This window comes from gamma proteobacterium symbiont of Scutellera amethystina, assembly GCF_059730845.1.
This window is the reverse complement of sequence record NZ_AP035935.1, coordinates 270648-284086: the sequence shown is the minus strand read 5'-3', so window position 1 is coordinate 284086 and position 13439 is coordinate 270648. Positions and strand designations below refer to the sequence as shown.

General features: G+C 57.2%; 12 protein-coding genes and 1 pseudogene. 9 read left to right on the top strand and 4 right to left on the bottom strand.

The features are described from left to right. Positions 1-55 precede the first annotated feature (55 nt). From AC6I79_RS01265 to AC6I79_RS01255, 3 genes are all read left to right on the top strand, one after another. A complete protein-coding gene (locus AC6I79_RS01265; RefSeq protein WP_058759330.1) occupies positions 56-1132 on the top strand; it encodes an AI-2E family transporter in 1077 nt (358 codons plus the stop codon). A gap of 336 nt (positions 1133-1468) precedes the next feature. Further along, positions 1469-3073 (top strand): EAL domain-containing protein, encoded by a 1605-nt coding sequence (locus AC6I79_RS01260; RefSeq protein ID WP_058775014.1) that lies wholly within the window; start codon positions 1469-1471, stop codon positions 3071-3073. Continuing rightward, a complete protein-coding gene (locus AC6I79_RS01255) occupies positions 3048-4007 on the top strand; it encodes a D-2-hydroxyacid dehydrogenase family protein (RefSeq protein WP_058774976.1) in 960 nt (319 codons plus the stop codon). Before AC6I79_RS01260 ends, AC6I79_RS01255 begins: the two co-directional genes overlap by 26 nt. 27 nt (positions 4008-4034) lie before the next feature. Here AC6I79_RS01255 and AC6I79_RS01250 read toward each other — a convergent pair whose 3' ends face one another. Together AC6I79_RS01250 and AC6I79_RS01245 are read right to left on the bottom strand one after the other, a co-directional pair. Beyond that, complete coding sequence (locus tag AC6I79_RS01250) at positions 4035-4505, bottom strand: hypothetical protein (protein ID WP_021508122.1); 471 nt, start codon at positions 4503-4505, stop codon at positions 4035-4037. After that, positions 4498-5289, bottom strand: a complete 792-nt coding sequence (locus AC6I79_RS01245) for a hypothetical protein (RefSeq protein WP_058774975.1) — start codon at positions 5287-5289, stop codon at positions 4498-4500. Before AC6I79_RS01245 ends, AC6I79_RS01250 begins: the two co-directional genes overlap by 8 nt. Positions 5290-5647: 358 nt before the next feature. Between AC6I79_RS01245 and proP the strand changes: the two genes are divergently transcribed. From proP to AC6I79_RS01230, 3 genes are all read left to right on the top strand, one after another. Beyond that, the gene (gene proP, locus AC6I79_RS01240) at positions 5648-7153 is read left to right on the top strand and encodes a glycine betaine/L-proline transporter ProP (RefSeq protein ID WP_498027522.1); all 1506 of its coding nucleotides are present in this window, start codon (positions 5648-5650) and stop codon (positions 7151-7153) included. Positions 7154-7431: 278 nt separating this feature from the next. Further along, the gene (gene hemB, locus AC6I79_RS01235; RefSeq protein ID WP_031279816.1) at positions 7432-8409 is read left to right on the top strand and encodes a porphobilinogen synthase; all 978 of its coding nucleotides are present in this window, start codon (positions 7432-7434) and stop codon (positions 8407-8409) included. A gap of 116 nt (positions 8410-8525) precedes the next feature. Next, complete coding sequence (locus tag AC6I79_RS01230; protein WP_498027521.1) at positions 8526-9500, top strand: GGDEF domain-containing protein; 975 nt, start codon at positions 8526-8528, stop codon at positions 9498-9500. 20 nt (positions 9501-9520) lie between these two features. Here the strand turns inward: AC6I79_RS01230 and AC6I79_RS01225 are convergent, their stop codons facing one another. Then, entirely contained in the window at positions 9521-10489 is a 969-nt protein-coding gene (locus AC6I79_RS01225; protein ID WP_375140419.1) for an alpha/beta fold hydrolase, read from the bottom strand. Positions 10490-10860: 371 nt separating this feature from the next. Here AC6I79_RS01225 and AC6I79_RS01220 point away from each other — a divergent pair, with 371 nt between their 5' ends. Then, a complete protein-coding gene (locus AC6I79_RS01220; protein WP_150360762.1) occupies positions 10861-11355 on the top strand; it encodes a helix-turn-helix domain-containing protein in 495 nt (164 codons plus the stop codon). A gap of 361 nt (positions 11356-11716) precedes the next feature. Here the strand turns inward: AC6I79_RS01220 and AC6I79_RS01215 are convergent, their stop codons facing one another. Next, positions 11717-12064, bottom strand: coding sequence for a hypothetical protein (locus AC6I79_RS01215; RefSeq protein WP_031279814.1), 348 nt, complete (start codon positions 12062-12064; stop codon positions 11717-11719). 115 nt (positions 12065-12179) lie between these two features. Here AC6I79_RS01215 and AC6I79_RS01210 point away from each other — a divergent pair. Together AC6I79_RS01210 and AC6I79_RS01205 are read left to right on the top strand one after the other, a co-directional pair. Next, positions 12180-12995: pseudogene (locus AC6I79_RS01210) on the top strand (S6 family peptidase). Next, positions 12940-13344 (top strand): hypothetical protein, encoded by a 405-nt coding sequence (locus tag AC6I79_RS01205; protein WP_159378018.1) that lies wholly within the window; start codon positions 12940-12942, stop codon positions 13342-13344. The pseudogene AC6I79_RS01210 and the gene AC6I79_RS01205 overlap by 56 nt, the downstream one beginning before the upstream one ends. Positions 13345-13439 lie beyond the last annotated feature (95 nt).

Below are 13439 nucleotides of genomic sequence, written 5' to 3'. Positions count from 1 at the left end.
TACTTACTGGCGTTCAACTACACTTTCCACAGCGAACCACCATTCAGGAGAGGGAATGAACGAAAAGCCACAGGAGAAAATTGGCCAGAACATCCTGGTCAAGCTGGCGATGTTAGTGATTATTCTGGCGGGCATTCGTGCCGCGTCAGATATTCTGGTGCCCTTCTTACTCGCCAGTTTCCTGGCGATTGTACTTAATCCGCTGGTGACCCTGCTGATGCGCCGGGGTTTGCGGCGCGGCGTGGCGATCTCGCTGGTGATCACGGTGATCTTCATTGTGATGCTGCTGCTGGTCGGGGTGCTGGCCAGTTCGGTAAGCGAGTTCAGCGATACCTATCCGCAAATCCGCAGCCTGCTGGAACAGAAGCTGACGGTGCTGCAGCATTTTGCCGCACAGTTTCATATCAATATCTCCACCAGCGCACTGGCGGCACGGCTCGATCCCAATGTGATTATGAACATGGCCACCACGCTGCTGGCGCAGTTCTCCGGTGCCATGACCAATGTGGTGCTGTTGATTCTGACCGTGGTGTTCATGCTGTTTGAGGTGCACCATCTGCCGTACAAATTGCGCAATGCGATGATGAATCCGCAGATCCGCATCGCCGGATTGCACAAGGCGCTGAAGGGCGTCACGCACTATCTGGCACTGAAAACGCTGGTCAGCCTGATTACCGGGCTGGCGGTGTGGCTGGTGCTGATGCTGCTGGACGTCAAATTTGCGCTGTTCTGGGGTGTTGTCGCCTTTATCCTCAATTTTATCCCCAATATCGGCCCGATTATCGCCGGTGTGCCGCCGTTTATTCAGGCGCTGGTGCTGAATGATGTGTATGACGCCGTGCTGGTGGCGGCGCTGTTCAGTGCCATTCACATGGTGTTTGGCAATATGCTGGAACCGCGCCTGATGGGACGTGGGCTGGGGCTGTCAACGCTGGTGGTGTTTCTGTCGCTGATTTTCTGGGGCTGGCTGCTCGGTCCGGTCGGGATGCTGCTGTCGGTGCCGCTGACCAGCGTCACTAAAATCCTGATGGAAACCACGCCGGGCGGCAGCCGGCTGGCGATAATGCTGGGTAATGGCCGCCCCAAACCGCGCCTGCGCGTCAAAGCTAACCGGCCCGCGCCGCGCCCGTAACGTCTTACCACGCCACGATGCCAGACGATCCGTTTTTGCCGATCGTCTGGCAGCTTCCCTGCGCAGTGACGCTGCCGTATGGCGTCAGCGCGCATCGCCATGCCTGATGATTCTGGCGCAACATTCTTACTCATCTCGTGCCACAGGCGTTTTCCTGCCGGGAAATGCCAGTAACGGCAAAACATTGTCAATAAACGCAAAGCGCGAACCATAATTGACTTGTATCAGATTGGTGGAAAATCAAAACGCTAACATGCACGGCCGCGGGAAAGTGTTATGCTGCTGACGCCGTAACGCGCTCCCTGAATGCTGCTTAAACCGACCGAGGAAAGTCTGGTGCCTCTGCAAAAACGACAACGCGATTTTGGCTGGCTGTTGATTGTCTGTGCCGGGTTATTACCACTGGTGCTGGGCATATTTTGCACAGCCATTGAGGCGCGCCATACGGTCAGCCAGCAGCAAATTGCCACCGCCAATGCCCTGCTGACGCAGGCAGAAAAGATGAGCGACAGCGCCTGGGACATGGTGACCCGCCTGCGTCAGTACCAGAATCGTCGCTGCGCCGATATTGATGAAGATTTGCAGCGCGCCGGCACCCTTAACGCCTACTTCCGCTCGATTGGTACCCTGCAGGGCAGCGAAATCACCTGCTCGTCGGCTTACGGACTGCAGCACGACACGCTGGCCGGGATGATGATGCAGCCGCCACCGGTGACCGGCAAAGCCTGGTGGAGCCTGTCGATTCGCGGCACCTCCGGCGTACCGGATCGCCCGGCGGTGATTTTCGTGCGTCACCTGCCGGACAGCAGCGGTTTCTGGGCGGTGATTGATGGTCAGTATCTGATGGACTTCATGCGCGCCATCGGCGAGTCGAACCGTTATCAGATGAGCCTGCGCTTCAACGGCGGCAGCCCCATCGCCAGCGGTCCGGACGACCAGCCAGAACTGCTGTACCTCAGCAGCGCCAACTATCAGGCGGAGTCCAGCCGCTATCCGATCAGCGTCAGCGTGACGGTACCCGCCGCCGAGCTGATCAAAGCCTGGCGCCAGGCGTTGCTTATTTTTCTGCCAATGGCCGCCATCTTTTCGATATTGCTGATGGTGCTGACCGCCAACTGGCTGCGCCGCCGCCTCTCATGGGCGGATGAAATTCGCCGGGCGATACGCAACCGTGAGTTCACGGTGCACTATCAGCCGGTGTACAGCACCGGGATTCAGCGCTGCACCGGTGCGGAAGCGCTGATGCGCTGGCAGCGGCCCAACGGCGAAATGATCCGCCCGGATATCTTCATCAGCCATGCCGAAGCGGAAGGCATGATCGTGCCGCTGACCCAGCATTTACTGGCGATGATGGCGGAAGATATCCAGAGCTGGCAGGTTGAACCGGGCTTCCACATTGGCTTTAACCTCGCCGCTGAGCATCTGCAACACCCCGATTTTGTGCAGGACATGATGCGTTTTGCCCGCAACATCCGTGACAAGCAGATGCTGATCACGCTGGAGCTTACCGAGCGCAGCCTGATCGAGGACGGCGACGCGGTGTCACGCAAGCTGCGTTATTTGCAGTCGCACGGCATGAAGGTGGCGATTGACGACTTCGGCACCGGCCACTGCGCGCTCTCCTATCTGATGACCTTCCCGCTCGATTACCTGAAGATTGACCGCGGCTTTATCAACGCCATTGAAGGACTGGAGATCGAAACCCCGGTGCTGGATGCCATCATCAATCTGTGCCACAAGCTGCAGCTCGAGGTACTGGGTGAAGGGGTAGAAACCGCGTTGCAATTTCAGTATCTGCAGCAGCGTGGCGTGGTGTTTATTCAGGGCTATTATTACGCCCGTCCGATGGACAATAACCAGCTTCGCGCCTGGCTTAATCAGCAGGGGCGCCAACCGCTTCCCGTTGAGGACCATCATGAGCCTGAACTGCATCATTCTTGATGATTATCAAAATGTTGCCCTGTCGCTGGCCGACTGGGCATCGCTGCAACCGCAGGTACAAACTAGCGCGCTGCACCGCCACTACGCCGACGAAGATGAACTGGTCGCTCACATCGCGCACGCCGACATTCTGGTGGTGATGCGCGAACGCACGCCGCTCAGCGCCCGGCTGATAGGCCGCCTGCCCAATCTGAAACTGATTGTCACCTCCGGTATGCGCAATGCCTCAATTGATCTGCACGCCTGTGCCGAACGGCTGATTGCGGTGTGCGGCACCGCCAGTAGCAGCGCGGCGCCGCTGGAACTGAGCTGGGGGCTGCTGCTCGGTCTGGCACGCCATATTCCGGCGGAAAGCCAGGCGCTGCGCAGCAACGGTGCGTGGCAGCATACGCTGGGCATGGCGCTGCACGGCAAAACTCTCGGCCTGCTTGGGCTGGGCAAGATTGGCGGTGAGATGGCTAACGTGGCGCGCGCCTTTGGCATGCGCGTGTGCGCCTGGAGCCAGAACCTGAGCGAAGCACGCGCAGCGGCGTGCGGCGCAGAGAAGATGGCTTCGCTGCCGGCGCTGCTCAGGGCGAGCGATGTGGTATCGATTCATCTGGTGCTGAGTGAGCGCACCCGTCATCTGCTGGACGACGCGGCGCTGGCGCACATGAAGCCGGGCGCGCTGCTGATTAACACCTCGCGCGCCGGGATTGTCGATCAGCAGGCGATGATCAGCGCGCTGCAGTCTGGTCAGCTGGCGGGCGCCGGGCTGGATGTCTTTGAACAGGAGCCGCTACCGGCCGATCATCCGCTGCGTCAGCTGCCGAACGTGCTGGCGACGCCGCATCTGGGCTACGTCGCCGACACTAATTACCGCACCTACTTCAGCGAGGCGGTGGAAGATATTGCTGGCTGGCTGCACGGCGCGCCGCTGCGCTCGCTGCTTTAAGCCCCCGGCGCGTCGACAGCACCAGGGTTAGCTGTGGCAGTACAGCCGCGGCAGCCCGGCATAATTAATCATCTGGTCGCCATTGGGCAGCTGGTACATCTGGTAATAATCGTTATTGCCCTCGCGCGCTGGCGAAAACACAATCTGCGCCGCCAGCGCGGGCGGTACGGTGTCGTCTGCCAGAATACGTACGTTGCGCGTGGTGCTGAGCATGAAATCGCCCTGGCGGCGCCAGGTGGTATCGGATACGCGATGCAGGCGATAGTGGCGATCGCGTACCGTGACGGTGCCGGTTAGCGTTGAGCTGCCGCTGCCGTCCGCCTTAAAGCGCGTGCGAATAGTGGCATCAATCGCGCCAGCCGGCGCGCCTTCATGATCAATACGATACGGTACTTCACACCACTCCGGCACCGGTTCTGCCGGCCGCAGCAGCAGCGCCAGCGCCCACGGCAGCACAAAGGCCAGCACCACCGCCGTGGTGATTATCGCTTTACGCATCGGGTATCTCCTGCGCGGACACCATCCATGAAATACATTCGTTGTCCTTCTGCGCGATCGGTTTGGCGCACAGGAAGGTGCTGGAAAAGAGTCGGGTGCGCACCGGGTTGATGTACACCATCGGCGGCGCTGAGCCATCCGGCAGGCGCGGCTGCCACTGCCGATAGCGGCGCAGCGCGTCCTGCACCACCCACGAATCGGCTTTCAGGTGGCTGGGGATAAACACCTGGCTGTTCTGAATGCGCAGCAGCGGCCGGAAATCCAGCGCATCGTGCTGCACAGGCGCAAACATCTGGCGTGCCAGCAGCGCCAGCGCGACATTCACCAGCAGCAGCGCAACGATTACCCAGCGCAGCACAGGCCGCTTTTTCTTTACGCTGGCCGGCGCGGGCGCAGGTTGCGGACTGACCACCGCTGCCGCTGGCGCAGCCACCGGCTCATCGCTCAGCGGCGCCACATCGACCTGATCGGCCAGCACGCAGCCAATCAGCGGCACCTGATGCACCAGCGGTCCCGGCGCGTGTGCCAGCTGCGCCTGCTGATTGATGGCGGCAATGGTGGCCGTCAGGCGTTCGGCGAACGGTGTGTCGCTGGGGACGCGCTGGAACAACGCATGCAGGGTCTGGTTGCGCACCAGTTTGCCATCCGCATCAATCACGCGCCGCAGAATAGCGGTTTGCAGCGGCGTCAGTGCCACGCGGTGCGCGGGCGACTGCACCGGGAAGAGGACCTGCTGGTCAACGTCAAAACAGAGACTTTTTGCAAATAAAACAAAGCGTGCCATGCGGCGCCCGATCTCCGGCAGAGAAACTGGCGCAAGTATAGATATTTTCGCTCGCCCGCGCATCTACGCTGCGGCCTGTGTCGCGATTCAGACAATTTTTTTGCCGCGATTGTGGACCAAAACGGCCATAGTTTTAGCCAAAAAATAGCCAGTTATTGGCGGAAACATGACAAATATCACATTTAAACGGTATACTCTGTCGCGGGATGCAATAATTACCTGAGTAATAATTGCTTTGGCAGGCCAGGGAAAAAACCACTTTCACGGCTATGCTTTAATTTTCTCAACGCCGCGGACTGAACGCTCCACCGAGTCCGCAGCGTTGAGGACTTTTTGAATTCCAATACAGGGTAACCTCATGAAATTACGTAGGAAGCGTGTAAAACCTATTGGGCTGGATGACGTCACGATTATCGATGACGCTCGTTTACGTAAGGCCATTACCGCCGCGTCACTCGGTAACGCGATGGAATGGTTCGATTTCGGTGTTTATGGCTTTGTGGCCTACGCGCTGGGTAAAGTGTTCTTCCCGGACGCCTCGCCAGGCGTGCAGATGATTGCCGCGCTCGGGACCTTCTCGGTGCCGTTCCTGATCCGTCCGCTGGGCGGCCTGTTCTTCGGCATGCTGGGCGATAAATATGGTCGCCAGAAAATCCTGTCGATTACCATTGTCATCATGTCGATCAGTACCTTCTGTATCGGCCTGATCCCTTCTTACGCCTCGATTGGCATCTGGGCACCGATACTGCTGCTGCTGGCGAAAATGGCGCAGGGCTTCTCGGTGGGCGGGGAATATACCGGTGCGTCGATCTTCGTCGCCGAATATTCGCCGGACCGTAAGCGTGGCTTCATGGGAAGCTGGCTGGACTTTGGTTCGATTGCCGGCTTCGTGCTGGGCGCGGGCGTGGTGGTGCTGATCTCAACGGTGATTGGCGAGCAGAAATTCCTCGACTGGGGCTGGCGTATTCCGTTCTTCCTCGCGCTGCCGCTGGGCATTATCGGCCTGTATCTGCGTCACGCACTGGAAGAGACCCCGACGTTCCAGCAGCATGTTGAGAAGCTGGAGCAAGGTGACCGCGAAGGTCTGCGCGACGGCCCGAAAGTGTCGTTTAAAGAGATCGCCAGCAAACACTGGAAAAGCCTGCTGGCCTGTATCGGTCTGGTGCTTGCCACCAACGTGACCTATTACATGCTGCTGACCTACATGCCGAGCTATCTGTCGCATAACCTGCACTACTCGGAAGATCACGGCGTGCTGATTATCATCGCCATCATGATGGGGATGCTGTTTGTGCAGCCGGTGATGGGCATGCTGAGCGACCGCTTCGGCCGTCGCCCGTTCGTGATCGTCGGTAGTATCGCCCTGTTCTTCTGTGCGATTCCGGCCTTTATGCTGATCAACAGTAACGTACTGGGGCTGATTTTTGCCGGTCTGCTGCTGCTGGCGGTGATCCTCAACGCCTTCACCGGCGTGATGGCCTCGTCACTGCCGGCGATGTTCCCGACGCACATTCGTTATAGTGCGCTGGCCAGTGCCTTTAACATCTCGATTCTGATTGCCGGCCTGACGCCAACCGTAACCGCCTGGGCGGTGGAAGCCAGCAACAATCTGTATATGCCGGCTTACTACCTGATGGTGGTGGCGGTGGTCGGTCTGGTGACCGGTCTGTACATGAAAGAGACAGCCAACAAACCGCTGCGCGGCGCGACACCGGCGGCATCGGACCTCGAAGAAGCGCGTGAGATCCTGCAGGAGCATCACGACAATATCGAGCAGAAGATTGAAGATATTGATGAAGAGATCGCCCGCCTTGAGGCGAAGCGGAAAAACCTGGTGCAGCAGCACCCGGACATCAACGAGTAATCTGCCCTTTCACTCCCGCCACCCGGCGGGAGTTTTGTTTTTGCGGTGGCCGGGTGCGTGAGCATGTGTGTGCTGCGGTGAGGCTTCCAGGTGCGCATGAATGTGCACCCTACGGGTAACGGCGGGTTGGGATGCTGCAGTTGCCTGGTGCGCTGTAGGGTCGGCATTGATGCCGACCGGCAACAACGCCCGGCCCGCACCGCACACAATCCTTCATGCTACCCGGCGAAAAGGGGTAAACTGTCGCCACTTTTTTCACCAGCATAAGTTAACCGAGCATGTCTGATTTCAATCTCATTCAGCGCCCAAGAAGACTGCGCAAAAGCGCGTCAATGCGCGAACTGTTCCAGGAATCCCACCTCAGCCTGAACGATCTGGCCCTGCCGATCTTCGTTGAAGAAGGCGTGGATGATTACGTGCCAATCAACGCCATGCCGGGCGTGATGCGCATTCCGGAAAAACGTCTGGCGTACGAAATCGAACGCATCGCCAAAGCCGGTATCCGTTCGGTCATGACCTTCGGTATCTCGCACCACACCGATGCCACCGGCAGCGATGCATGGAACGAAAACGGCCTCGTGGCGCGCATGTCGCGCATCTGCAAAGACACGGTACCGGAAATGATTGTCATGTCCGATACCTGCTTCTGTGAATACACCAGTCACGGCCACTGCGGCGTGCTGTGCGATCACGGCGTCGACAATGACCAGACGCTGATTAACCTCGGCAAACAGGCGGTGGTTGCTGCGCAGGCCGGTGCCGACTTCATCGCGCCGTCAGCAGCAATGGATGGCCAGGTGAAAGCGATTCGCCAGGCGCTGGACGCGGCCGGCTTCACCGATACCGCTATCATGTCCTACTCCACCAAATTCGCCTCGTCGTTCTACGGCCCGTTCCGTGAAGCGGCGGGCACCGCGCTGAAAGGCGACCGCAAAACCTATCAGATGAACCCGATGAACCGCCGTGAAGCGATTCGCGAGTCGCTGATTGATGAAGCGGAAGGTGCAGATTCGCTGATGGTTAAACCGGCAGGCGCTTACCTCGATATCCTGCGTGATATCCGCGAGCGCACCACGCTGCCGCTGGCGGCTTACCAGGTGAGCGGTGAGTACGCGATGATCAAATTTGCCGCCCAGGCGGGCGCCATCGATGAACGCAACGTGGTGCTGGAGAGCTTAGGTGCCATTAAGCGTGCCGGTGCAGATCTCATTTTCAGCTATTTCGCCCTTGATCTTGCCGAGCAAAAAGTGCTCTGATCCTCTCGTTACGCTGAACAATCGCGCATTGCCGCGGTTGTTTAGTGCTCTCTGCCCCTGCGCGGGCACGACATCCGGTTTGCTGTAACACATCCATCATTAACAAGAGTTACGCGATGAAAGCACCTGCACTGCCTGCGGACGAATCACAGCGTCTGGCCCAGTTACGTGCGCTCAACATTCTGCACACACCCACAGAAGAGCGTTTTGACCGTTTAACCCGCCTCGCCCGACGTCTGTTTGACGTTCCGGTCGCGATGGTCAGTCTGCTGGAGAATGACTATCAATGGTTTAAATCCAGCGACGGTTTTGATCGGCCAACCACCGCGCGTAACATCTCTTTTTGCGGTCATACCATCCTGCAGGATGAGGTGATGGTGGTCGAGGACGCACTGGCCGACACGCGCTTCAGCGATAATCCACTGGTTACCGATGCAGACAATTCGGTGCGTTTCTACGCGGGCTATCCGCTGCGCACGCCCTCCGGCGCCAAAGTCGGTACGCTGTGTATCATCGATAATCATGCGCGCCAGTTCAACGCGGAGGATCTGCACGCGCTGCGCGATCTGGCGGCCATGGCCGAAGCCGAGCTGGTGGCGTTTCAGACCGCGACGTCCGATGAGCTGACGCAAATTACCAACCGGCGCGGCTTTATGACGCTGGGACAGATGGCGCTGAATGAGTGCCAGCTGAGACAGCTGCCCGCCAGCCTGACGTTTCTCGATCTCGACGGTTTTAAGGCCATCAATGACCGGCATGGCCACCGCGAGGGCGATCGCGCGCTGATGGACTTTGCCGATGCCATGAAGGTGAGTTTTCGCCATGCCGATATCTTTGCCCGGCTCGGCGGCGATGAGTTTGTGGTGCTGCTGAACGGCATTCGTCAGGACGAGGCGGAAGCGACGCTGGCGCGCTTCGCCCACTATCTGCATAAACAGATGCAGGATCTGGAGCGGCGTTACACGCTGCAGTTTTCGTCGGGCATCGTGGAATTTGATCCGCAGCAGCCGCAATCGCTGGAGCAGCTGCTGGAAAGCAGCGACGCACGTATGTACGCCGCCAAGTATCAGAAAAGGCAGCCGCGCAGATAGCCGCTGCGCGGGCATTCACCTTAACGCGCCAGGTCGTCAATCAACGTCTGATTAAACTTCGCTGGCGCTTCCATCTGCGGCGCGTGCCCCATGCCGGGGAACTCGATCAGTCGCGCGCCGGGAATCAGCTGTGCCACCTGTTTGCCCAGCACATTGTAATGGCCGAGCTGCGCTTTCACCGCCGGTGAAGCGATATCGCTGCCAATCGCGGTGGTATCGGCCGTGCCGATCATCAGCGTGGTCGGCACCTTCAGGTCTTTAAACTCGTAATAGACCGGCTGGGTGAAAATCATGTCGTAGATCAGCGCCGAGTTCCACGCCACTTTCTCATGCCCCGGTCCTTTATTCAGCCCGGCCAGCATCTGCACCCATTTGTCATATTCCGGCTTCCACTGGCCGCTGTAATAGGTGTGCTGCTCATATTTCTTAATGCCCGCCGCGTCGAGCTTCAGCTCGCGCTGATACCACTGATCCACCGAGCGCCACGGCGCGCCCTTCGCCTTCCAGTCCTCAAGGCCAATCGGATTGACCAGCACCAGCTTCTGCGTCTGCTGCGGATACATCAGTGCGTAACGCGTCGCCAGCATACCGCCGGTCGAGTGGCCAACGATCACCGCGTTCTCAACGCCGAGCTGCGCTAACAGCTGATGGGTGTTTTGCGCCAGCTGCTGGAAGCTGTACTGATAGCGGGTGGGTTTGGTGGAGGTGCAGAAACCAATCTGATCCGGCGCAATCACGCGATAGCCCTGCTGGCTCAGCGCGTTGATGGTGTCTTCCCAGGTGGCAGCGCAGAAGTTTTTACCGTGCATCAGCACCACCGTCTGACCATTGGCCTGCTGCGCCGGCTTCACGTCCATATAGCCCATGCTGAGCGACTGCTGCTGGGAGGAGAAGGTAAAATGCTGCAGCGGATGCGGATAGTGAAATCCCTCCAGCTGCTCGCCATACACGGCCTCTGCGGCCTGCGCGCTGAGCGTGCCGCACAGCATCGCTGACGCCAGCGCTACGCTCAGTAACGGTTTTAATCGAAAACGAAACGTCATGTGACCTCTTTTGTACAGGGAAAACCCTCAGTCTGGCACGAAAACCGCCGGTGGATATTGATGCGCCGTGCCGCCGCCCGTCACACCTTTAACTGTTAAGCCGCGCAAAGCGATAATCCATTTGCGTTAATAATAACGGCCGTAATTACGGCAACTATTCAACATCATCACAACATGTCGGCGATTAATTTCACGATAAACAAGACCAGTCTTGATGACAATTAATAAAAAAGCCATTTCCTGATAAAACTTTACGTTACGACAGTGCTTAAAAAGTTTAATTTAATTACACTGTGTCGAGTTATTGGAGGACCATAATGATGCAGCAAAAATACAACCAAGGGGTGATTGATTCGGTGACCGAATGGATTATGGCCAACCTGGATCAACGTTTGAGCATTGATGATATTGCTCTGAAATCTGGCTATTCCAAATGGTATTTACAGAAACTGTTTGCCCGTTACCATAACGAAACGCTGGCGCGTTATATTCGCAAAAAGAAACTGATTTGTTGCGTGAACGAGCTGAAATTCAGCCGCACGCCGATTATCAGTCTGGCGGTTAAATACCATTTCGAAAGTCAGCAATCCTTTACCCGCTCGTTTAAACAGGTGATGGGCTGCACGCCGCTATTCTGCCGCAAACGCCAGCTGAGCGATGCTGCCGAAGCCCTGCTGCGCAGCAGTGACGATCCCTGCGCGCTGTGTCGCAAGGTCGGGTTTAATCGCAGCGAGCAGGAAAAACAGGTTTGTAATCCGGTAAGCGAAAATAATGGGAAGTTTCCAGCGCGTATTAGCTGCGCGGTACGTTAATCACGTCTGATATTTCGGGAAAATATTTATAACCGCGTGAGTAGAAGCGGCGCGATTTATTGCGCTGATGTTCAGGTGCACCGTGTCCACTCAGGCATCGCGCAATAAATTGCGCCGCTACGGTACGTGCGAAATATCATCTCGGTGCCTGTCGACCGCACAGATTGTAGCGGCGCGACTTATCGCGCTGATGCTGAGTTGCGCCGTGTCCATTCAGGCATCGCGCAATAAATTGCGCCGCTACGGTACGTGCGAAACGTCATTTCGGTGCTTATCAACCGCACAGATTGTAGCGGCGCGATTCATCGCGCTGATGTTCCGCCGCACCGTGCCTGTCCGGCCGGTGAAATCCTTTTATTTCTCAGCGCACCGGCTGGCCCGGCAGCAGCTTATCTGACATCAACTGGCGGCAGACAAACGCATCCTGCCGCGCCTGCTGCTGCTGTTGCGGCGACAAATCCTGCCATACCGTTTGCAGATGCTCCGCCAGCCCGGACTGGAAATGAATCTTCTGCAGCGCATAATCCGAATTACCGCCTTCAATAATCTGCTGCATCGCCTGTGCGCTGTTATCGCGCCCGTCATGGGTCAGCGTACAAAAGGTCGCGATGTAGTAAGCCTTGTCCTCATCGCTGTAATGCGGCATCAGCCACCAGATCAGCGCACTGATAATCAGCAGCAGCGGCAGCAGGAATTTGATTTTTAACATGGATTTATTGGCCAGCTGAAAAAGAAAACGCCGCAATCTTAACAGATTCACCGCGCCATGCCGCACGCCATTTTCAGGCTTTTCTCCGGCAGATTGAGACGAGGCTTAACGGGGAATGCACCGATGTGCTTATAAAGTAGCCCGCTCAATTTTCCTCGTCATTCAGGGAATGAACATCATGAAAAAAAGCCAGCTGGCGCTGCTGATTAGTACCTTGTGCCTTAGCGGTTCACCCTATGCCGGGATTATGCGTCATGACATTGACGTGCAGGAATACCGCGATTTTGCCGAAAACCGGGGCAAATATGCTATCGGTGCCACCGATATTCCCCTCTATCGCAAAGATGGCACTTTTTAAGGCTAGGTACTGGACGTGCCGATGCCGGACTTTAGCATGGTCAGCGACGAGGGTTTCAGCTCATTTATCGCGCCATCTTTTGTCACAGGCGCCAAACATATTCGATATGTCCTGTCGCTGAACTTAGGCAACAAAGCCAGGTTCGCGCCGACTTACCGCGGCATTAACTATAACGATGATCCTTCGAGAGATTTTCACTTGCCGCGGGTGAATAAGGTAATTGTTGAAAGCGCGCCTACCCCATATATCACCGAAGAAGACTTTCTGGCAAATCGCAGTCGTTATACCGTATATGCGCGCCTGGGTGCCGGTTATCAGCAAATTGATGATCCCGAATCCGGTAAATTGATACCCATCGATGGGGCCTACGTCTATAACACTGGTGGAACCTTCAAACCCGAAGCCATTACAACTTTCTATCATTACTACATAAAGTGGCGAACCTTCGCGCCAGATAATCCGGCATTTTCTCCGTTGAGCATTGGTACCCGTCCAGGTGATAGCGGTAGTCCGATATTTGCCTGGGACAGTATCGACAAGCGCTGTAAAACTGCAGGCCAGCTGGATCGATAGCGATCGCAACCACAACGGCGCACAGGTCAGCTACCGGAATCCGCTGCAGTGGCAGCTCTCCGGCGGAGTAAAATACGACTTCCGCCTCAACGAGAAGCTGAAGCTGGGCGCGGAAACGCGCTACGTGCAGCGCATCAGCCAGCGCGATGGGGTGGCGATTGGTGACGGCCAGCAGGCGGCGCGCTTCGCCACCGGACGCGGCGGCAATAGCCTGCAGTACAGCGGTTACGCCGGCTGGCAGGTGCTGGACAATCTGGAGCTTAACACCCAGCTTCAGGGCCAGCAGCGCCTGACGCAGGAAGGCATCAGCGACTGGAATCTGCAGGCCGGTGTGAAAATCAGTTTTTAATCACGGCTCTCACCACGCATCAGCCCGGGACATGTCTTACCGGGCTTTTTTATGCTTTTCTGAAAAAAAACCAGACAAAACTTAATTGCCACGTT